The organism is Natronobacterium texcoconense (genome assembly GCF_900104065.1).
Lineage (GTDB): Archaea > Halobacteriota > Halobacteria > Halobacteriales > Natrialbaceae > Natronobacterium > Natronobacterium texcoconense.
This window is the reverse complement of sequence record NZ_FNLC01000002.1, coordinates 1,010,943-1,031,039: the sequence shown is the minus strand read 5'-3', so window position 1 is coordinate 1,031,039 and position 20,097 is coordinate 1,010,943. Positions and strand designations below refer to the sequence as shown.

Annotated in this window: 21 protein-coding genes; 14 read left to right on the top strand and 7 right to left on the bottom strand. The window is 63.1% G+C overall.

Features of this window, described 5'->3' with window-relative positions; all coding sequences use genetic code 11:
* Nucleotides 1-69 precede the first annotated feature (69 nt).
* Genes BLR35_RS12455 through BLR35_RS12445 form a run of 3 tightly spaced genes read left to right on the top strand, consistent with a single transcriptional unit; the run spans nt 70 to nt 3,627 of the window.
* Nucleotides 70-1,998, top strand: a complete 1,929-nt coding sequence (locus tag BLR35_RS12455; RefSeq protein WP_090382324.1) for a NosD domain-containing protein — start codon at nt 70-72, stop codon at nt 1,996-1,998.
* Complete coding sequence (locus BLR35_RS12450; protein ID WP_090382321.1) at nt 1,995-2,771, top strand: ABC transporter ATP-binding protein; 777 nt, start codon at nt 1,995-1,997, stop codon at nt 2,769-2,771. The genes BLR35_RS12455 and BLR35_RS12450 overlap by 4 nt, the downstream gene beginning before the upstream one ends.
* 1 nt (nt 2,772) lies before the next feature.
* Entirely contained in the window at nt 2,773-3,627 is an 855-nt protein-coding gene (locus tag BLR35_RS12445; RefSeq protein WP_090382319.1) for an ABC transporter permease, read from the top strand.
* Between the two features lie 133 nt (nt 3,628-3,760).
* On the opposite strand, the gene BLR35_RS20305 is transcribed toward BLR35_RS12445, so the two are convergent.
* Nucleotides 3,761-4,348 carry a hypothetical protein gene (locus tag BLR35_RS20305; protein ID WP_139169284.1) on the bottom strand — a complete coding sequence of 196 codons (588 nt, stop codon included), beginning with the start codon at nt 4,346-4,348 and terminating at the stop codon, nt 3,761-3,763.
* 523 nt (nt 4,349-4,871) lie between these two features.
* Here BLR35_RS20305 and BLR35_RS21250 point away from each other — a divergent pair.
* A complete protein-coding gene (locus BLR35_RS21250) occupies nt 4,872-5,309 on the top strand; it encodes a TOBE domain-containing protein (RefSeq protein ID WP_394328365.1) in 438 nt (145 codons plus the stop codon).
* Here BLR35_RS21250 and BLR35_RS12435 read toward each other — a convergent pair.
* Entirely contained in the window at nt 5,306-5,896 is a 591-nt protein-coding gene (locus tag BLR35_RS12435; protein ID WP_090382314.1) for a nitrous oxide reductase accessory protein NosL, read from the bottom strand. The two genes, BLR35_RS21250 and BLR35_RS12435, sit on opposite strands and share 4 nt — an antisense overlap.
* Before the next feature lie 137 nt (nt 5,897-6,033).
* Between BLR35_RS12435 and BLR35_RS12430 the strand changes: the two genes are divergently transcribed.
* Nucleotides 6,034-6,708: an SCO family protein gene (locus tag BLR35_RS12430; protein ID WP_090382312.1), complete on the top strand. Its 675-nt coding sequence runs from the start codon at nt 6,034-6,036 to the stop codon at nt 6,706-6,708.
* Entirely contained in the window at nt 6,708-7,538 is an 831-nt protein-coding gene (locus BLR35_RS12425; RefSeq protein ID WP_090382310.1) for a sulfite exporter TauE/SafE family protein, read from the top strand. The genes BLR35_RS12430 and BLR35_RS12425 overlap by 1 nt, the downstream gene beginning before the upstream one ends.
* On the opposite strand, the gene BLR35_RS12420 is transcribed toward BLR35_RS12425, so the two are convergent.
* Both BLR35_RS12420 and BLR35_RS12415 read right to left on the bottom strand, forming a co-directional pair.
* The gene (locus BLR35_RS12420; protein WP_090382308.1) at nt 7,539-8,147 is read right to left on the bottom strand and encodes a nitrous oxide reductase accessory protein NosL; all 609 of its coding nucleotides are present in this window, start codon (nt 8,145-8,147) and stop codon (nt 7,539-7,541) included.
* A gap of 169 nt (nt 8,148-8,316) precedes the next feature.
* Nucleotides 8,317-9,336: an AIR synthase family protein gene (locus BLR35_RS12415; RefSeq protein ID WP_090382305.1), complete on the bottom strand. Its 1,020-nt coding sequence runs from the start codon at nt 9,334-9,336 to the stop codon at nt 8,317-8,319.
* A 155-nt stretch (nt 9,337-9,491) separates the two neighbouring features.
* Between BLR35_RS12415 and BLR35_RS12405 the strand changes: the two genes are divergently transcribed.
* The 6 genes from BLR35_RS12405 (at nt 9,492) to BLR35_RS12380 (ending at nt 14,654) form a co-directional block, all read left to right on the top strand.
* Nucleotides 9,492-10,595 (top strand): putative sulfate/molybdate transporter, encoded by a 1,104-nt coding sequence (locus tag BLR35_RS12405; protein ID WP_090382300.1) that lies wholly within the window; start codon nt 9,492-9,494, stop codon nt 10,593-10,595.
* A gap of 43 nt (nt 10,596-10,638) precedes the next feature.
* A complete protein-coding gene (locus BLR35_RS12400) occupies nt 10,639-10,950 on the top strand; it encodes a bacteriophage holin (RefSeq protein ID WP_170831023.1) in 312 nt (103 codons plus the stop codon).
* 96 nt (nt 10,951-11,046) lie between these two features.
* The gene (locus BLR35_RS12395) at nt 11,047-11,556 is read left to right on the top strand and encodes a DUF7384 family protein (RefSeq protein ID WP_090382298.1); all 510 of its coding nucleotides are present in this window, start codon (nt 11,047-11,049) and stop codon (nt 11,554-11,556) included.
* Between the two features lie 67 nt (nt 11,557-11,623).
* Nucleotides 11,624-12,313 (top strand): hypothetical protein, encoded by a 690-nt coding sequence (locus BLR35_RS12390; protein ID WP_090382295.1) that lies wholly within the window; start codon nt 11,624-11,626, stop codon nt 12,311-12,313.
* A 38-nt stretch (nt 12,314-12,351) separates the two neighbouring features.
* Nucleotides 12,352-13,602 carry an RNA-guided endonuclease InsQ/TnpB family protein gene (locus tag BLR35_RS12385; protein WP_090382293.1) on the top strand — a complete coding sequence of 417 codons (1,251 nt, stop codon included), beginning with the start codon at nt 12,352-12,354 and terminating at the stop codon, nt 13,600-13,602.
* A 341-nt stretch (nt 13,603-13,943) separates the two neighbouring features.
* On the top strand, nt 13,944-14,654 hold the full coding sequence (locus BLR35_RS12380; RefSeq protein WP_090382291.1) for a class I SAM-dependent methyltransferase: 711 nt from the start codon (nt 13,944-13,946) through the stop codon (nt 14,652-14,654).
* A 26-nt stretch (nt 14,655-14,680) separates the two neighbouring features.
* On the opposite strand, the gene rdgB is transcribed toward BLR35_RS12380, so the two are convergent.
* The 3 genes from rdgB to BLR35_RS12365 form a co-directional block, all read right to left on the bottom strand.
* Nucleotides 14,681-15,229: an RdgB/HAM1 family non-canonical purine NTP pyrophosphatase gene (gene rdgB, locus BLR35_RS12375; RefSeq protein ID WP_090382288.1), complete on the bottom strand. Its 549-nt coding sequence runs from the start codon at nt 15,227-15,229 to the stop codon at nt 14,681-14,683.
* A 54-nt stretch (nt 15,230-15,283) separates the two neighbouring features.
* Complete coding sequence (locus BLR35_RS12370) at nt 15,284-16,450, bottom strand: zinc-dependent alcohol dehydrogenase (protein ID WP_090382974.1); 1,167 nt, start codon at nt 16,448-16,450, stop codon at nt 15,284-15,286.
* Nucleotides 16,451-16,529: 79 nt separating this feature from the next.
* Nucleotides 16,530-17,198: a helix-turn-helix domain-containing protein gene (locus BLR35_RS12365; RefSeq protein WP_090382286.1), complete on the bottom strand. Its 669-nt coding sequence runs from the start codon at nt 17,196-17,198 to the stop codon at nt 16,530-16,532.
* Nucleotides 17,199-17,284: 86 nt separating this feature from the next.
* On the opposite strand from BLR35_RS12365, the gene BLR35_RS12360 reads away from it, so the two are divergent.
* Nucleotides 17,285-18,946: an NADH-quinone oxidoreductase subunit D gene (locus BLR35_RS12360; RefSeq protein ID WP_090382282.1), complete on the top strand. Its 1,662-nt coding sequence runs from the start codon at nt 17,285-17,287 to the stop codon at nt 18,944-18,946.
* A gap of 63 nt (nt 18,947-19,009) precedes the next feature.
* Nucleotides 19,010-20,092, top strand: a complete 1,083-nt coding sequence (locus tag BLR35_RS12355; protein ID WP_090382280.1) for a Gfo/Idh/MocA family protein — start codon at nt 19,010-19,012, stop codon at nt 20,090-20,092.
* Nucleotides 20,093-20,097 lie beyond the last annotated feature (5 nt).

Below are 20,097 nucleotides of genomic sequence, written 5' to 3'. Positions count from 1 at the left end.
AAACGCCCATATTGGGCCGTTCGAGACCCGAACCAAACGGTATACGTACTCACCGTGCCAACTTCGACTGTGTCCAGTCGCCTCCGACGTACCGTCGCGTTGAGCGTCGTCCTCGTCGTCGCCGTGGTTGCGGTCGGGCTCTTCGTGATCGACGTCGACTCGTCTGACCCCGGACCTGCGCCCTTCGACGATACCGTCTCCGTCGGCCTCTCGCTCGCCGACGAGTACGGACTCGGAGCGGACGTCGAACTCCCGAAAGCGCAGGCGTACTACTCCCAGTACGAGTACGTCGTCGGCTACTACGGCGTCGAAACGTTCGCCGAAACGCAAGACAGCGAGAGCCACACGCAGCGGTTCGGCTATCCGCTCGCCGTCTACGTCAGCGACTACTCGAGCGTCGACGTCGACCTGACCGACGAAGGGTATCCCGTCACCGACGGCCAGCCAGCCTGGACCGACGCCGAGGACGCGTGGTACGTCACCGACAGCGAGGCGAGCACGCCTAACGGCGAGACGGTCGTTCCGTTCTCCAGCCGGGAGGACGCGACGGCGTTCGCCGACGCCCACGACGGGACGGTCCGTTCGTGGGAGGGGCTCCTCGAGACGGAGTTCGACCGCGACGAGGCGACGGTCGTTCGCGACCGCGTCGACGACCAGCACGCGGACGCCGACCGGCGAGTCGAGGCGACGACCGAACTCCGTGACCGTCCGGTCTCGATCGTCGTCGGCGAGGACGCCGAGACGATTCAGGAAGCGATCGACGACGCGCCGGCGAACACGACGGTCGTCGTTCCCGAAGGCGAGTACGACGAGACCCTCGAGATCGATCACCCGATCACGCTCGCCGGTGACGGCGACGTGACGATCAGTGGCGACGGCAACGGCTCGGTCGTCACCGCGACCGCGGACCGGACGGGGCTGATCGGCCTCGAGATCACGGGATCGGGCTCGGAGCGAACGGGAACAGGCGAGTTGCCCGGCGACGAACCGGAAGACGAGGAGTGGGATGCGACCTTCGAGCAGAACTACGCGGGCGGTGACGCCGGTATCGCCATGCACACCGCGAGCGACTCGCTCGTCGAGGACGTGACGGTCCACTCCTCGGCTAGCGGGATCATCCTCCGGCGAGGCGGCGAGTCGGTCGTCCGAAACGCGACCGTCTACAGCCCCGAGGAGTGGACCGACGGTCACGCCGGCATCCTCGCGTTGCACTCGCCGATCGTCGTCGAGGAGTCGTCGGTGTCCGACGGTCGCGACGGCCTCTACGCACACCGATCCGAGGGACTGGTCGTCCGCGACAGTACCTTCGACGGGAACAGACTTGGCGTCCACCTGATGCACACCTCGGACGCACTCGTCACGGAAAACGAGATCCACGACCAGTTCAACACCGGCATCTACGTCATGACCGGCCCCGAGCGCAACGCCCTGGTCGACAACGACGTCCGGGGCGGCGAGTACGCGATTTTCATGAGCGGCAGCGACTCCTACGTCGCGGGGAACGTCCTCGTGGACAGTCGCGTCGGACTCCGCATCGACTCAGCGGGGACGATCTACGAGGACAACGTCGTCGCCGGCAACGAGATCGGCGCCAAAGAACGGGCACTGTTGCCGACGAATCGGGTGTACGCGAACGACTTCGTCGACAACGACGTTCACGGCGCCGCCGGCACTGGGCCGCTTCGCATCTGGACGGAAGACGGCGCGGGCAACTACTGGCAGGGCGCGACCAGCCTCGAGCGCGGCGAACGTACGGATCGGACCTACTCGCCGACAGCCCCCGTCGACCAGCGACTCCACAGCGTCGACGGCACCCCGACGCTCGCCCGCTCTCCCGCACTCGACGCGATGGCCGGCCTGCAGGGGAGCGTCCCCGGCATGCGGACCGGCAGCATCGTCGACCTGGAACCGACCTGTGAACCGAACAACCCGGACCTGCTCGAGCGAAGTGGCTGGGCTGATCGAGCGTGGTCCTGTGACCGAACGACGACACCATGACAGAGGAGACAGCGACGACGGCGACGACTGCATCGAACGCGACGCGAACGCCGATACTGGAAGCGACGGCCGTCGATCACGACTACGGCGAGGTCTCCGTGCTGGAAGACGTCTCGACCACCGTCGACGGCGGCGTCGTGACCGCACTGATCGGTCCGAACGGCTCCGGGAAGACGACCCTGCTTCGGGTGCTTGCAGGACTGCTCGAGCCGACCGACGGCTCGATCACCTACCACGGCGGCGCGGCGACCCGTCGGATCGGCTACCTCCCACAGCAGCCAGCGTTCCGGCCCGGCTTTACCGTCCTCGAGACCCTCCAGTTTTACTCGTCGCTTGTCGGGGTCGACGAGTCCGACGCGATGGAGCGACTCGAGGCGGTCGGCCTCGAGGACGCGGCCGAACGACCCGTCGAGGCGCTTTCGGGCGGGATGACCCGGCTGGTCGGCGTCGCCCAGGCGACGATCGGCGACCCGCCCGTCGTGGTCCTCGACGAGCCAGCAAGCGGGCTCGATCCCGGGATGAGCAAACACGTTTTCGAGGTCGCGACGGAGCTCGCGGCCGAGGGGACGGCCGTCCTGTCGAGTTCCCACGACCTCGAACTCGTCGAACGTAGCGCCGACGAGGTCGTCGTGCTAGACGACGGTCGGATCGTCCGTCAGGGTGCGCCCGCCGCGATCACGTCCGAACTCGGGGTCGACTCGCTCCGTGCGGTCTACGAGGCGTCGGTCGCCGCCGACGCGGGAACCGTCCGCGTCCAGGGGGTGAGTTCCTGATATGAGTACGGAGACGAAGGGAGAACGCGAACGGAGTCCTGCGCCCGCCACTGGGCACCTCCTCGCCACGATCGTCCGCCGAGAACTCCAGACGGTGGTCCGCACCCGGACGTTTTACCTGCTCGCGGCCGCACTCGCTGCCGTCGTCCTCGGGATCACCTGGATCGGCGACGGCTACACGGCTGGCTACCTGCCGACGGTCGTCGACCTGCTGACGCCGCTCGAGTTGCTCGTTCCGATCGTCGCCGTCGCCTTCGGCTATCGGGCCATTCTCGCCGACGAGCAGCGGGGTGAACTGGACGTCCTCGAGACGTATCCGGTCTCGCCGCGCGAGATCGTCCTTGGGGTCTATACCGGCCGTGCGATCGGGCTGGCGGCGACGATCGCCGTCCCGCTCGCCATGGTTGCGGCCGCGATTGCGATCACCGACGCCGACACCGTCGCGATCTACGCGACTCACACCGGCGCCGACTCGCCAGTTCTTTTCGCCCGATTTCTCGTGCTGACGGTTCTGTTCGGGCTGGTCGTACTCGCGATTGCCGTCGCTATCTCGTCGCTGGTCAGCGGCACCCGCAGTGCGCTCGGCCTGTCGATCGTCGCGCTCGTCGCCTTGCTGATCGGGTTCGATCTGGCGCTCATCTACGGGCTCGCGGAAGGCGTGATCGGCGACGCAGACCTGCTGTACTCGCTGGCGATCAGCCCACTGAGCGCGTACCGGGGGCTCGTGCTCGAGACGACCGTGATCGTCGCCTCGGGGACGGGGCCACAGGTCGCCTCACCGCTCGCGAGTGTGGCCGGCTTCGCCGTCTGGATCGTCGGTTCGCTCGCTGTCGCGATCTGGGGCGTCGGTCGGTAGACGACCGTTGTGAACTGCTGTCGATTCCAGACGGTCTGTGTTCGAGTGATTAGGATTTCAGAAGAATCATATTACAAATTGAGAGTCGTTATCTTCAGATCTCGGTTGTGGGTTGAGAATTACCTAACGTCGATCACTCGGCTGGTTCAGCAATAACTTCGTATTCACTATCTTCAGCCATTCTCACATCAAACGTCACCTCTTTTACCTCATCTTCCTGAAAGAAAACAGTGGTTTCTTCACGATCTGGTAGTCCGGCAGGATGCTCATATTCCATCGCTACACGGGCCTCACCTGCACCTCCATCGTTTCGTATTTTGGCCCCGGCTGTCCGACTATGCAACTCGAAATAGTACCCCACTGCAGCCGCCGGAGGGGTTGCAGTAAATTCGACTTCTCGACGTTCGTCTGCATCGAAATAAAGTACTTTTTGTTGTTCACGTTGCCAACCAATTGATTGAACGGACCCTATGTCCTCCGGATCCGCGTTTTCCGTCATTTGCCAATAGAGAGTAATTTCAATATCTCCAGCGACTCCGGTATTCTGGGCTGTAACAGAAAACGAATCGTCCTCCTCGCTACCTGAGACTACCCTAACTTCGGTTGCAGTAAGATCAACAATTGTTAAGTCCGGCTCGGAAAGGCCAGCGACACATCCACCTAAGCTTCCGGACACCATTACACCACTAGTCATAAGGAATGTCCTCCGTTGCAATCCCATAACTCAGATTAAAGAAACTTGAGAGATAAAAATTCCTACACAGAGATATTATCTGATGTAAAGAATATAAATCAAGTATGATGAATGACGGTCTCGAATACATCCAGCCCAGTTAGAATCCTCAAGGAACTGTAAGACGGCCGTAATCGTAGCGCAAACACCGGGGATCCGATCGACCGCCACAAGAAGAGAGCCACAAAACGGGAAAACCACCCCGAGGCCTACAGTCTCATTCGAAACTGTCGGAAGAGCCACAGGTCTCACCGTTTCGGGCTGTCTCAGAGGAGCGTCCACGGTGAGCGTGCTGTCGGCCGGGGAGTCTCGAACACACGTTCGAAGACCACGTCGGGCCAGCGTACCGGGAGGAGACGAGGATCGAATTCCGCGGCGAGTACTACGGTGCGAACGCGGTGCTGCGGATGGTCGAAGACCGGACCAAACACCCGACATCGTCGTCAGCGCCGACGCGACGCTCCCCCGGGATCGACTCTACGGCGGGTTCACCGACTGGGACGTCGAGTTCGTGGCCAACAGCGTCGGAATCGGCTACAACGCCGACACCGAGTTCGGACGGGAACTCGAGAACGGCGAGCCGTGGTACGAACTCGCTCTCGAGACCGAAGAGGGCGACGGCGCTCACGAGAACATTTCCCTGGCCGACTCGAGTGCGGACGTATCTGTCGGTGACGTCGTCACGTGTCACGTTCGGCCGTCTGATCTCGCGGTCGACCCGTCGAACCCGAAGGACTCGTCGCTAACGGGAGAAGTCGCCCGCGTCGCGGATCTCGGTCGCCGGTACGACGTGACCGTGCGACTCGAGTCTGGACAAGAACTCCTCGTCGAGCGGGCGACGAACCCGCCTGCGGCCGATGACGTCGTCGGAATCGATTTCCCTGCTGAGAAACTGACGCTTTTCGAGACCGATCACCGCAAGCGCGTCGATGTCGGTCCGGCGTACTAGTTCATAAGCGACATGACGAGGTCGCCGGTCACGTCCTCGTGGTCGTACAGGTCGCCACCGTACTCGTCCTGGAAGGCCTCGGCCTCGTCTCCGTCCGAAAAGCCGATCAACGACCGGCCCATCGAACCGTGGACGTCGCTGTCGACGACCAGCAGGAGATCGCCAGCGACCGCGAACGTCTCCGCCTCGAGATGGCTGCTGATCTCCTCGGTACCGTCGTCCGTCTCGATGTCGTACTCGACGCTCGAGTAATCGGTCAGGTAGACGACTTCTGGGGCGTTGTCAGCCTCCTCCTGTTCGAACGTGTGGCTGTACGTACAGAGCGAACTGCAGAACTGGGCCGGCCTGTCCTCGTCGACGACGGCTTCGGGGTCCTCGTAGTGAGTCTGTCCGACCGGGCCGGGATGTTGACCGATCCCCATCGTACAGTTGTCACAGGTCTGTTCCTCGTCGATCGAGATCGGGTCCGGAACGTCGTCGTCCGCGCTGGAACAGCCGGCGAGTGCCACGATACCGGCTCCCCCGACGCCGGCGAGCACCGTTCGGCGTGTTACACCATTTCGTTTTCCTGCTGACGTCAACTCCATACTGACCGTTGGGACCGCGACGATAAGTCGAATTTGGTTCGATTACCGAACGTAAATACCGAGTACTGCGTCTCTACCACGTACATTCGACGATTACACCAGATGGTACTTCTCCCGCCGGTGGCTACACTCTCGTCATGAACCGACGCGCTGTTCTGGGTGCAGGAGCGGCGGCCGGTCTGTCCGCCGTCGCCGGCTGTCTGACTGGAGCGTTCGACGACGACGCAAGCGACGACGCCGTACTCGGTCCGCCGGAGGACCTCGGGGAACGGGGAGAGCCGATCTATCCGACCTACGGTGATCCGTTTCCGGAGTTCGAACTCGCCGACCCGATCGAGGAAACGTCGGTCGACGTCGCCGCCATCGACGACGACTGTCTCGTCTGTACGGCGTTTTTCGCCAGTTGCCCCGCCGAGTGTATTCCGCTCATCAACTCGCTCTCGACGGTCCAGGCGAACACCTTCGAGCGGGGAATCGACGACCGGGCGCGGTTTCTCGCGATCACGTTCGACCCCGAACGCGACACGGCAGAGGAACTCTCCAACCACGCCGACATAATGGGCGTCGACCTCGAGGCGGGCAACTGGCACTATCTCCGTCCGGAAGACCAGGAGGAAGCACAGTCGGTCGTCCACGACGAACTGGGAATCCCGTTCGAGCGTGAGGATCTCGGTGACGACTACGACTTCAGACACATCACCGTCACCTTCCTCGTCAACCCGGACGGATACGTCGAACGAAGCTACCGGGGCGAAAACCCCGATTCCAACCAGATAACGGACGACCTCGAGCAGGTACTCGACGACTGGTGATGACGGCCCCGCGAATCGTCCTCGAGACGTGTCACGATCCCGCTCTCGATCCGACGACGGTCGAACCGGTCGGGCTCGCCGTCTTCGCGCTGATCGGGTTGCTCGGTGGCGCACACTGTCTCGGGATGTGTGGGCCGCTCGTGACAACTTACTCCGACCGACTCCGGGCCCAGAGCGACGGCCGGGCGGCGAGAAACGAGCTAACCGTCGGGATGGTCAAACAGCACGCGCTGTTCAACCTCGGACGGACGGCGAGTTACGCGATCCTCGGAGGGCTGTTCGGACTCGCGGGCGCGACCGTCTTCGTCTCCTCTCGAGCGGTGACAGCGGTCGCGACCGACGTCCACGCCATCGCCGGTATCGTCGTCGGAATCGTGATCGTCGCGATGGGCGTCCACTACCTGGTCGGTCGCGGACTCGTCGGCGGGTCGGTCAGTCTCCCGTTCGTCGGGTCGCTCCTCGAGCGCGTCCACGGACGCCTGCTCGCGAACGTCGACGTCTGGGTCGGCGACAGCCGGATTGCGGGCCTCGGTGCAGTACACGGACTCTTGCCCTGTCCGTTGCTCTATCCGGCGTTCCTGTATGCGTTCGTGCAGGGCTCGCCGACCGGTGGCTTCCTCGGACTGGCGGCGCTCGGACTCGGCACCGTTCCGTCGCTTTTCGTGTACGGAACGCTGTTCCAGTCGCTCAGCCTCGAGACCAGGGTCAAACTACATCGCGTTCTCGGCGTCGGATTCGTCGTGCTCGGCTACATTCCGCTGCAACACGGACTCGCGACCGTCGGCGTTCCACTACCACACCCACCGATTCCGTACTACCAGCCGTTGTAGTTACGGGATTCGCGTGCTCCGGTAGATCCTCGCGACTTCCTCGTCGACTTCCGAGAACGTGATAACGTCGTCCTCGTCCAGGTCGTCGTACTCGTCGACGTACTCGAATGCCATCTCCTCGTCCTCGTAGACGCGTGGATCGACGCCCATCGGATCGTCTGCCCGCCTTTCGTCGTGCTCGAGTGCGTAGTGGGCATCGAAGCCGTCGATCAGTTCGCCAGTATCGAAATCGGTTACCCAGACGCCGGCGATCTCGCTATCCGGCCCGTCGAAGTGTTCGGGTGCGACGTAGTAGGCGAACAGACAGCCCGAGCTACAGAACATCATCCCGTCGCCGTTCTCGTGGGCGAGCTGGGCGTTTCGGTCGTCGTAGTCCACCACACCCATCGTACAGACGCCACACATGTGCTGGTTCTCGAAGTCCTTGGGTTCGTCACCGGGATGATCGACGAGAAACGGGGACTCCTCGTCGCCGTCGTCGGAATCCGAGACGTCTCCGTCGTTCTCGCCGTCGTCGCCGGAACAACCGGCGAGTCCGGTGACCGTTCCGGCACCGACTGCGGCGAGTAATCGGCGTCGGCGCCACGAATGCGGGCCTGAGTCTGTCATTACTGGCTCCTAGAGTGCGTTCGGTAAAACGAATGCGATCGGTTCGGCCGGTTCGATAGTCGTACTATAGTAACAACTGCAACTATTTACACACTGATCGCACAGTTGTCGTGCGATCAGGTGTGCATTGACTTGCAGTGACTACTATAGCTGGTTCCCGGTGCTCCGGTCACTCCGTGGACGCTCGAGACGCGAGTTCCGCGTAGGCTGCCCACGACGGATCCACGTTCGGATGCTCGAGTCGCTCCCCATCGACGACGACACCGTCCCCGGATTCGACGCGTCCGATCTCCGCGACGACGGTGTCGCGGTCCTCGAGTGCGCTCCGTACGTCGTCGACGCCGTCTGGGTCGACGGCGATCACCAGCGAGCCACAGCTCGTCGAGGCCCAGGGATCCATCTCGAGTGTCTCACAGACTGCTTCGACGCCGGGACGCAGCGGAACCGCTTCGCGGTCGATTTCGAACCGGACGTCCGCGCCGTCGGCCATCTCGTTCAGCGCGCCGGCGAGTCCGCCTTCGGTCACGTCGTGCATCGCCGTCACGGGGCCTGCGGCCGCGGCCGTCAGCGCGTCCCGGACGCAGTGGACCTCATCGAGGCGCTGTTGGGCGTCGGCGACGACGTCGTCGGGAAGCTCGAGGTGGTCGCCGTAGAGCGTGCTGAGCAGGCCGACGGATTCGACGGCGGGGCCGGTTGTCAACAGGAGCCGGTCGCCGACGTTCGCACCGTCCGGACGGACGATCTCGTCGTGGTTACCGACGCCCATCGCGGTCGCCGCGCCGACCCAGGGGTAGGAGGGATCGGAGTAGCGGGCGGTGTGTCCGGTTGCGACGGCGACGCCGAGGTCCGCACACTCTTCGTGGATCGTCTCCCAGACGGTCGCGAACGCCTCGTCAGTCATTTCCTCTGGCAGGGTAAAGCAGACCGAGAGGTGCGTGGGTGCGATGCCGCTGACCGCGACGTCCGCGAGGATCAGATCGAGCGCGAAGCGTGCTGCTCGCTCGAACCCCAGCGGCGGGAGGATCGAGATCGGATCGGTCGCGGTAACCAGTGCGGAGCCGTCGACGTCGATCACGCCGAAGTCGACGCCGTGCTGGGGGCCGACGGGGACGTCGTCGCGTTTTGCACCCAGGTTGGGTGCGACGTGCCGATCGAAGAACGTCCGATCGATTTTGCCGAGTTCGCTCACGGTCGAACGCTCCGGGCGATCGCTCTTAGGGTTGCTGGTCGGCGTCGCGCTCGCCGCGACGGAAGGCGTAACCGGCCGCGTTTTCGTTTTACCGCTCCGAAACGAGGTGTGGTTACTCACAACAGTGAAACGACTCGAAGGCAAATCGCAGGTAGATGGCGCACTCGTTCCGTACTAAGGGAGAGTCCGAACTCGAGTTCTCTACCGACGAACTTACGGGTGCGCTAGGAGATTCAGTTACAGTTCTCCCGTTGCTGGTGGCGCTTGCAGCGACGACGAGCGTCTCGTTGCCCCACGTACTGGTCGGCTTCGGCGTTTTCCAGATCGTCTGGGGACTCTACTACGGGATGCCGCTCTCGGTCGAGCCGATGAAGGCGCTGGTCGGACTGGCCATCGTCGGCTCCCTCTCGTATCCCGAGCTGGCCGCAGCCGGCTTGCTCGCCGGCGGCGTCTTGCTGGCGGTCGGTCAGTTCGGACTCGTGGGCCGCCTCCAGCGGATCGTCGGCGAACCCGTCGTTCGCGGCGTCCAGTTCGCCGTTGCCCTGCTGTTGCTCGAGGCGGCAGTCGGACTCTCCGTCGACGCACCACTGGTCGCCGTCGGTGGGGTCGCCGTCGTCGCCGCGTTCGCGCTGGTCGGTTACCGCCAGTCGAGCGTCTTGGTCGTCCTCGCGCTCGGTGGAATCGCTGCCGTCGCGACGGCAGGCATCCCTACACCCACTGTCCCCGAACTCGCCGCGTTCCCCGCGGGAACGCCAGCGTTCACGATAGACGCGCTCGAGGGAACTGTCGCGCAACTCGGGATGACGATCGGAAACGCAGCCATCGCGACGGCCCTGCTGTGTGGCGATCTCTACGACCGAGACGTCTCGGCGGACTCGCTGTCGAAGAGCATGGGTGTAACCTGTCTCGCGGCGGTCCCTATCGGCGGCGTTCCGATGTGTCACGGCAGCGGTGGCCTCGCCGGAAAGTACGCCTTCGGTGCGCGAACTGCCGGCGCGAACGTCCTGCTGGGGGTCGGCTACCTCGCGCTCGCGCTGGTCGCCGCCGGTGCTCTGCTGGCCGCGTTCCCCCTGGCTCTGCTCGGGGTCTTGCTCGTCGTCGTCGCCATCGAACTCGGACGTGCAGCGTTCGAACCCATCAGCGACTGGCGGGCACTCGCAGTCGTCGTCGGAGTCGGCGTCCTCGGACTGGCGGTCAACGTCGGCGTCGCGTTCGTCGTCGGCACGGTCGCGTTCTGGCTGCTCGCTCGAGCGGACTGACCTCCAACGTTTACGTGATGGTCGTCGTACACGAACGCGACTCATGTCGACCGTCGACAAACGCGCGCTCGGCCTCTCGGCCGGCATCCTCTGGGCGGCCGCGGTCGCACTGCTCGAGTTGTTCGCGGGAACGAAGTACGGAGAACGGTGGCGACTACTGCTCGAGGACATCTACCCCGGCTACAGCCGCTCTCCCGGCGACCTCGTCTGGGGGACGGTACTGGGGTTCGCGGATGCGTTCGCGTTCGGATACCTCTTCGGGTGGCTGTACAATCGGCTGGCGCGCAACCCCGACGCCACGAGGCAAGAGGAGGGACGAGTCTTTTCAGAGCGCGTTACCAACCTCTACCGATGACAGAAAGCTGGGAAGACCTCTTCGAACGCGGCGCAACGTACGACGTCTCTCTCGAGAGGATTCGGTCGACCATCGCGGACCTCGACGAGGGCGACGATGACTGACCGCGACCCCGACCGGCCGAACCCCGCTCGTGTCGTCGCCGACGCCGACGTCCTCACCGCAGACGTCCTGATCGGCGGCGACGCCCGCGAGGCGCTCGACCACGTCCGCCGCCACACCTGGGTCGACCTCGTCGCGAGCGACCACCTCCTCGAGCGAACCGAACGTATCGTCGCGGACCTCGCCGACGAGGACCTCGCGGCGGATCATCGCGAGCGACTCGAGGCCGAACGCGTCGCGGTCGACCACCCCGAGGACGACCACCCGGCGCTGGCCTCGGCCTACCGCGGGAACGCGGCTCACCTGCTCTCCTACGACGAGCAACTGGGGTCAGCGAAAGCCGGGCTCTCGATGCAACAGCACGTCTCGGTCAGCGTCCGGCCGCCGGACGCGTTCGCGACCCTCTTCGACCCCGAGAGCCTCTACGCTGCAGTCGAGGGTGGCGAGTACCCGGGACCGGATCTGGACCCTCGAGCGCGACGGACCGGAGACAAAATCGAGTGACGGCCGTCGCCCTCGATCCGATCGACTCGTCAAGGTATTTATCACTGACTTCACCGTAATTCACGCCATGGCCGAGAAGGGCTCCGACGAGCGGCGGGAGCGGGCCAGCGGGTACAATATTCGTACGATCACGTACAAGCCCAGCCACCTTTCGGCCGAACTCCGCGAAGCGGGGCTGACAGTCGCTCTCCTCACCATTGCAGCAGGTCTCATTTTCATCGTCGATCGGATGTTTACCCTCGGGATTGGGACGGTCCTCGTCGGCATCGCGATCGCCGCACTGTCGGGCTTCGCGAAGATGCCCGGAGGCGAACGACGCAAGATGCACATTCTCAACGGGGACGACGAAACCCTCCGTTTCGAACTCGAGATCCGCGATACCGAACGCGACAAACAACGTGTCCGCCACGAGTACGACCTCCCCGCCGGCGCGTGTGCCGTCTATCCGGACGCGTACAGGCCGGACGCGGAGTATACGGTAACTGTCTCGCTCGAGAACGGCAAACAGCTCCGGACGATCACTACACCGGTTCGGTCGACGGCTATCGATGCAGCCGACGAGTTCGTCATCGAGGTCACTCGAGACGCCGTTCGAAGCCGAGAATCGGCAACCGTCGTCGACGACGAGTCCGTCGAGCAGTCGCCCCACGAGCTATCTTCTTACAGCGAGAGAATCCCGCCGTTCACGGCGGGCGTGAATCGCGTCACTCAACTACGCGAACCACCGCTCGATAGCAGGCTGGATATTCCACGCTAATCCACACCATTAAGTTGATTCATCTACATGGGCTATGTATGGCGATTGAGGTCACGCGCACCTACGTTGGTTCCATCCAGAACCACCGGCAGGTCTGCGATGGCCTTGGCTCGCTCGGAGACTCCGCCTCGAAGATCTGGAATGTCGCACGATGGACAGCCGACCGCATCTGGGATGAGACCGGTGAAATCCCAGACGAGGGTGTGCTGAAATCGTACATGAAGAACCAGTCGTGCTGGAAAGACTTGAACGCACAATCCAGTCAGAAAGTCATTGAAGAACTTTCTGACGCTTTCCAGTCGTGGTTCGACCTGCGACACAAGTTTGACGAGGCGAATCCACCTGGCTACCGCAAACACAGCGACACACGACCCAAGAGTACGGTCACGTTCAAGGCAGACGGGTTCAAACACGATCCAGAGAACAACCGCGTCCGACTCAGCAAAGGGTCGAACCTCAAGGAGTACTGGTCAGACTTCATCCTCTGCGAGTACCAGACACGCCCGGACGTTGACCTCACAGAAGTCAACAAGGTACAAAACGTTCGCGCTGTCTGGAACGGCGAAAAGTGGGAACTACACTTCGTCTGCAAAGTCGAACTCGAAACCAACGACTCCGCAGGCGACTGTGTTGCTGGAATCGACCTTGGGATCACAAACATCGCCACGGTCGCATTCCCCGACGAATACGTCCTGTACCCCGGTAACTCGCTCAAGCAGGACAAGCACTACTTCACGCGAGCAGAGTACGACACCGAGGGTGAGAACGGCCCGTCAGAGAAGTCGATGTGGGCACGCAGGAAACTCACAGAGCGTGAAACCCACTTCTACCACACACTCACGGACACAATTATCACCGAGTGCGTCGAGCGCGGTGTTGGAACGCTCGCAGTGAGCTGGCCCGAAGACGTGCGAGAGACCGACTGGGGCAAGACAGGCAACAAGAAACTCCACACGTGGGCGTTCGACCGCATCTACCAGTATCTCGAATACAAAGGCGAGATACGTGGTGTCGAGGTGTTGAAAGAGAACGAGTGGGACACGTCGAAAACGTGTTCGGCGTGTGGTGACGATACGAAGTCAAACCGTGTCGAACGCGGTCTGTACGTCTGCTCGTCGTGTGAGTTGGTAGCCAACGCGGATTGTAACGGGGCGGAGAACATGCGACAGAAGATAACCCCGAGTCCTCACGGTGAGGATAGGAGTAACGGCTGTGTGGCACAGCCATCGGTACACCTGTTCGACCGCGAGAGCGGGACGTTCAACACGAGAGAACAGGCCGTATCGTAGACCAGCAAACATCCCAACCTGCGGTACGGGAAGCCTCGCCGTCGTCGGGCTCCGCCCGACTGCCTGAGGGATCTTCGATCCCTCTCCGTTTACGGCGAGGAGGATGTCACTTTTGCGGTAACGCTGGCGTCGGACGGTCCGCTGGACCAGAATACTCGATGGAAATTGCTATCGGCCAAAGTTTTAAATCTCTTCCCTACGAAATAGTAAGGTAAGAGAAAAGTTAATTTTTATGGTAGTATTTTTATGGTAGCACCACCTTTCTCTACGCCCATTAGGAGCGCCACAGTACTGATTCGGTCCGCTAGCATCGCTGGTCGACCAACTGAACACTCGGAACGATGTCAGAAGAAAAATACAGCGACACGATCGACTGGGACGAGTACTGGGACGGGGCCGACGAGGAGGTACGCGAGGACACGGGCCCGAGCGCGATTCTTGCACTGGAGCCGTGCGTCGAATTCATCGAGACGATGTTGCCAGACGGACCGGACGCGTACGCTGACGTCGGCTGTGGTCCTGGCGACCTCGCGTTCGAGGTTTCCACCCACTACCCCGACGCGACCGTCGTCGGATACGACTCTGCCGTGGCCGTCCTCGAAGAAAACCGCGAACGTGCACGTGAGGTCGATTCGGACGTCACCTTCGAGCAGGCGGTCCTCCCGGAGTTCGATCCCGACCGCCAGTTCGACATCGTCTCCTGTCTGTTCACGCTCGGCTACGTCGCGGACATCGAGCGCGCTCTCGAGACCCTTTACGAGGCGGTGAAACCCGGCGGCTACCTGATCGTCCACTACTATAATCGCTTCGCGCAGGCTCACTACAGTTCTATCGCGGAGTCACCCGACGAGTATCTCGACGAGGATTCGGCGTGGAACCCCGAAACGTTCGCCGACCGCTTCGAACTCGTCGTCGAGGGCGAGAACCTGCTGTCGTACGAGCGCATCCACGATGTATTGGGGACCTGGCCACAGAGCCTTTTCTCAGTGGCTGACGACGCTGAACCGTACCCCGCACATCGGTACGAGCCGCTCGTTTACGTTCCGAAGTAGGCTCGAACAGCGGTTACAGAGCGGCGCTATTCGCAGTCCGCGTACCAGTCCGCGAACTTCGCCAGCGCACGGCCGCGATGCGAAATCGCGTTTTTCTCCTCGACGTCCATCTCGGCCAGCGTCTGGCCGTTGTACTCGAAGATCGGATCGTAGCCGAACCCGCCATCGCCGCGTGGTGGGACGAGCGTGCCGACGAGTTCCCCCTCGAAGGTCTCGGTCCTGTCGGCGTCCGCGTAGCCGAGCACGGTCCGGAAGCGCGCCCTGTGGTCGTCCTCCTCGCTCGCGAGTCGCCAGAGCCGTTCGACGCCGACGGTGTCCTCGACGTACGCCGAGTACGGGCCGGGAAAGCCACCGAGCGCGTCGACGAACAGCCCCGTATCACCTACGAGCACCGGTTCGGTGCCGGAGAGTTCCTCGAAAGACTCGCGTGCGCCTCGAGTCGCGATTTCGGTCAGCGAGTCGCTTTGAATCTCGGTGTAGTCGTACTCGACCCGGTTGACGGCGGTGATGCCGTCCAGGTACTCCTGGGCTTCGCGGGCTTTGCCTTCGTTTCCAGTGACGAACCGAACGAGCATGTGCGTGTGCGAGAGCGGGTTCTCTGCCCGAATATAGCCGTCGGTCGACGCCGATCAGGGGGTCAGTACGGCCTTGATACAGCCATCTTCCTTCTCGTTGAACTTCTCGTACAGGTCGGGTGCGTCCGAGAGCGATCCCTCGTGGGTGACGACGAACGAGGGGTCGATCTCGCCGTCTTCGATCTTCTCGAGCAGGGGATCGAGGTAGCGCTGGACGTGAGTCTGGCCGGTTTTGACGGTGATGGCTTTGTTCATCAGTGCGCCGAACGGGACGTTCGCACGGCCGAGGTAGACGCCGGGGACCGACAGCGTCCCACCTTTCCGACAGCACTGGATCGCCTCCCGGAGGACGTACGGCCGGTCGTCCTGCAGTTTCGCGCCCTGTTTGACGCGGTCCGTGACGCCGGTGAGTCCCGTGCCGTGTGCTTCCGTTCCGACGGCGTCGATACAGCGGTCAGGACCGCGGCCGCGGGTCATATCCATCAGCCGATCGTAGACGTCGTCGTTCTCGTAGTTGACGATGTCTGCATCGCCGTGGTAGCTGGCCATGTCCAGTCGCTCCGGGATACGGTCGATCGCGATCACCCGGTCGGCGCCGAGCATCCAGGCGCTCTGGATGGCGAACTGGCCGACGGGACCACAGCCCCAGACGGCGACCGTATCGCCGTCTTCGATATCCGCGTTCTCGGCGGCCATGTACCCCGTCGGGAAGATGTCGGAGAGAAAGAGCACCTCTTCGTCCGAGAGCCCGGAGTCGATCTTGACCGGCCCAACGTCGGCGTAGGGAACCCGAAGGTACTCCGCCTGGCCGCCGTCGAACCCGCCCAGCATGTGCGAGAAGCCGAACAGTCCGGCGGGGGAGTGGCCCATCTCCTCCCGGGCCATCTCCGCGTTCGGATTCGACTCGTCACAGAGTGAGTACATGTCTTCCTCGCAGAACCAGCACGACCCACAGCTAATCGTGAACGGAACGACGACGCGGTCGCCGACCTCGAGTCGCTCGACCTCGCTTCCCACCTCGATCACCTCGCCCATCGGTTCGTGGCCGATGACGTCTCCCTCCTCCATTGCGGGCATGTAGCCGTTGTAGAGGTGGAGATCGGAGCCACAGATAGCGGTCGCCGTGATCTCGAGTATGGCGTCCGTCGGTTCGACGATCTCGGGCCGTGGAACCTCGTTGACCCGGACGTCCTGTTCGCCCTGCCAGGTGAGTGCTTCCATCGTATCGGTCATCGGTGGTCTCGCAGAATCGTCACTCGAGCGATGATTAAACCTCTTACCTGCGGTTGCAACACACCGTTCAGAGCTCGAGCCGTTCCATCACGTTCCGCTGGGCTTTCCGCAGGTGTTCGCTCGCGGTCCCCGGTGCACAGCCCAGTTCGTCGGCGACGTCTTCGATAGACGCCTCCCGGGGCACCGCGAAGTAGCCGAGCGTTCGCGCAGTTCGTAGCGCCTTTCGCTGGCGCTCGGTCAGGCGCTCGAGCGCGGACCCACCGCCGCGGTAGTCGCCGACGCGTTCGACCGTCGTCTCTATCTCGGCAGGCACCGTCTCGAGTGCAGCCCGAATGTCGGCTGGTTCGCCGACGAGTCCGAACCGCACGGACCAGTCCATTCGATACTCGAGCGGCGGAATCGGGACCAGGCTCCCCCGGGAGAAGGCCGCGACCAGTTGTTCGCCCAGTTCGCCCGGCTCTTCGCGGACGTAGACGTAGAACGGTTCGCCCTCCTCTCGAGCGGTGTCCGCCTCACCGGCGGTTACGTCAGCCGTGATTGGATCGTCGAGTTCCGCCAGTTGCCGCTCGTAGGCCTCGCGGTCGCCGACCACGTGAAAGATGAGCGCGTTGTGGTCGTTCGCGTGGTTCCAGTTGACCATCCGATATCGGCTGAAGGCGTCGTGTTCGGCGACGAACCGGTGCATCGGGTGGACGGTTTCGGGGCCGTGCTGGAGCGTCAACCGGACGGACTTCATCGGTTACCGTTCGACCGTCCAACATAAAGAGCCTAGCGAGTGACGCAGAACCGACTCCTCACCTGCGTCCCGAGAATCGAATACCGATGCCCGTACAGTCGACAGTCGAGGAGGCCCCTGCCCACGACGACTTCGCGTCGGCACTCGAGACGTTGCTCGAGCCGTACGCTCTCGACCGCGACGATCACTTGAACGCGCCGGCGTTCGTGATCCGGCCCGACGAGGTCCAGGACGTACTCGCTATCCTCCGCGAGGAGGCCGGCCTCGACCACTGCGCCTGCGTCACGGCACAGCAGTACGAAGACCGGTTCGAGACGATCTATCACCTGCGGTCCTACGACGACCCAACTCGGGAGGTAAGCGTCGTCGTCCCGACGCCGACCGGCGACCCGACGAGCCAGTCGGCGGCGCCGATCTACGAGACGGCAAACTGGCACGAACGCGAGGCCTACGACCTCGTCGGTATCGAGTACGAGGATCACCCTGATCTCCGTCGAATCCTGCTTCCGGAGACGTGGCAGGGCCACCCGCTCGGCCTCGAGTACGACCAGGAGAAACCCCAGATCGTCACGCTCTCCGAGCACGAGAACCCGATCGCGGGTGACGACGCCGACCCCGAATCGGAGACGCTCTTTCTGAACCTCGGCCCGCATCACCCCGCAACCCACGGCGTCATGCACGTCAAGGCCGTTCTGGACGGCGAGACTGTCGTCGACGCCGAACCCGATATCGGTTACATGCACCGCTGTGAGGAGCAGATGTGCCAGCAGGGAACTTATCGCCACCAGATCATGCCCTATCCCGACCGGTGGGACTGGGTCTCCGCCGGCTTGCTCAACGAGTGGGCTTACGCCCGTACTGCCGAAGAATTGGCAGGCCTCGAGGTGCCCGAGTACGCCCGGCTGATTCGGACGATGGGTGCCGAACTTTCGCGGATGGCTGCCCACCTGATCTCGCTGGGAACCTACGCGCTCGACGTCTACGGCGAGTTCACCGCGACCTTCCAGTATGCAATGCGAGACCGCGAGCTCGTCCTCGATATTCTGGAGGACCTGACGGGTCAACGGATGATGTTCAACTACTTCCGACTCGGCGGTGTCGCCTGGGACCTACCCGAGCCCCGCGACGAGTTTTTCGAGCAGACGCGGGACGTCCTCGACTCGCTCCCCGCCAAGATCGACGAGTACCACGATCTGCTCGTTACGAACGAAATCTTCCAGGCTCGCTGCGTCGATACGGGCGTCCTCGAGCCCGAAGTCGCCAGACAGTACGGCTGTACGGGCCCCGTCGCCCGTGGCTCGGGAATCGACTACGACCTCCGGCGCGACGATCCGTACGGCTACTATCCACACCTCGAGTGGGACGTCGTCACCCAGTCCGACGGCGACAACTACTCGCGGGCACTCGTCCGAATGGGTGAACTCGAGGAGTCGGCCAAGATCGTCGAGCAATGTCTCGACCTGCTCGAGGAGTGGCCCGAGGACGAACGCGAGGTCCAGGCGAACGTCCCGCGGACGCTGAAACCCGACGCCGACGCGGAGATCTATCGTGCAGTCGAGGGAGCGAAGGGTGAACTCGGGATCTACATCCGGTCGGACGGCTCCGAGACGCCGGCTCGGTTCAAGATCCGCAGCCCCTCGTTTTCGAACCTCTCGGTGTTACCCGTGATTACCCGCGGCGAGTACGTTCCCGACCTGATCGCGTCGATCGGGAGCCTCGACTGTATTATGGGTGAGGTCGATCGTTAATTTCGCAAGTCCTCTTCGCCGCGACGCCTAACCATTTCCGTGGTGAAGTAATTTACTCGATTGATGAGTAATTCCGATACTACAGTTCGACTCGGCGTCGTCGGGCTCGGATTCATGGGGCAGACCCACGCGACGAACGCCGAAGAGCACGGCCACGAGGTCGTCGCGGGCGCAGACATCGTCCCCGAGACGCGCGAGGAGTTCGCGACGGCCTACGACGCAACGACCTACGAGGAGTTCGGGGTGATGTACGACGCCGAGGATCTCGACGCGATCGCCGTCTCGACGCCCAACGCGTTCCACGAATCGGCCGTCGTCGGCGCACTCGAGCGCGATTACGACGTGCTCTGTGAGAAACCGCTCGCGGACGACCTCGAGAGTGCCGAGCGGATCGCCGCGGCTGCGGCCGACTCCGACGGCTTCTGCATGGTCAACTTCCACAACCGCGTCTCGACGGCCACGGAGGTGTTCAAGGAGTACCAGCGCGAGGGCCACTTCGGCGAGATCACTCACGTCGACGCGAACTACGTCCGGCGACGGGGCATTCCCGGCGTCGGTTCGTGGTTCACCAACGAAGAGCTCTCCGGCGGCGGCGCAGTCGTCGACATCGGCGTCCACGCGATCGACTTCGCGCTCTACCTCATGGACTATCCGGCGGTCGAGGACGTCTTCGCCGTCACGCGAACCGAGTTCGGCGACCGCGACGACTACGTCGACCCCGGCGACTGGTACGACGAGACCGACGAGGCCGTCTTCGACGTCGAGGACTCGGCGACGGCGATGATCCGCTGTGAGGGCGACCGGACGATCTCGCTCGAGGTAACCTGGGCCGCAAACCAGGCCGAAACCCAGGAGTTCGTCGCTCGCGGCACCGAGGCCGGCGCAGCCCTCGAACTCGGCGGCGAGGACCTGACGATGTTCCAGAGCGGCAAGCAGGGTACCGACCACACGCTCGACGTTACGCTCACCGAGGGATCGATCGATCACACCGGCTGGTCGGGCAGCGACAAACGCTTCCTCGATGCCGTGCTCGACGAGCAGACACCGGAACTGAACACCGTCGAACAGGCGTTGGCGGTCCAGCGCGTGATCGACGCGATATATCGCTCTGCTCGCCAGGGAAGTTCAGTTCCGGTCGAAAACTAGCTCTC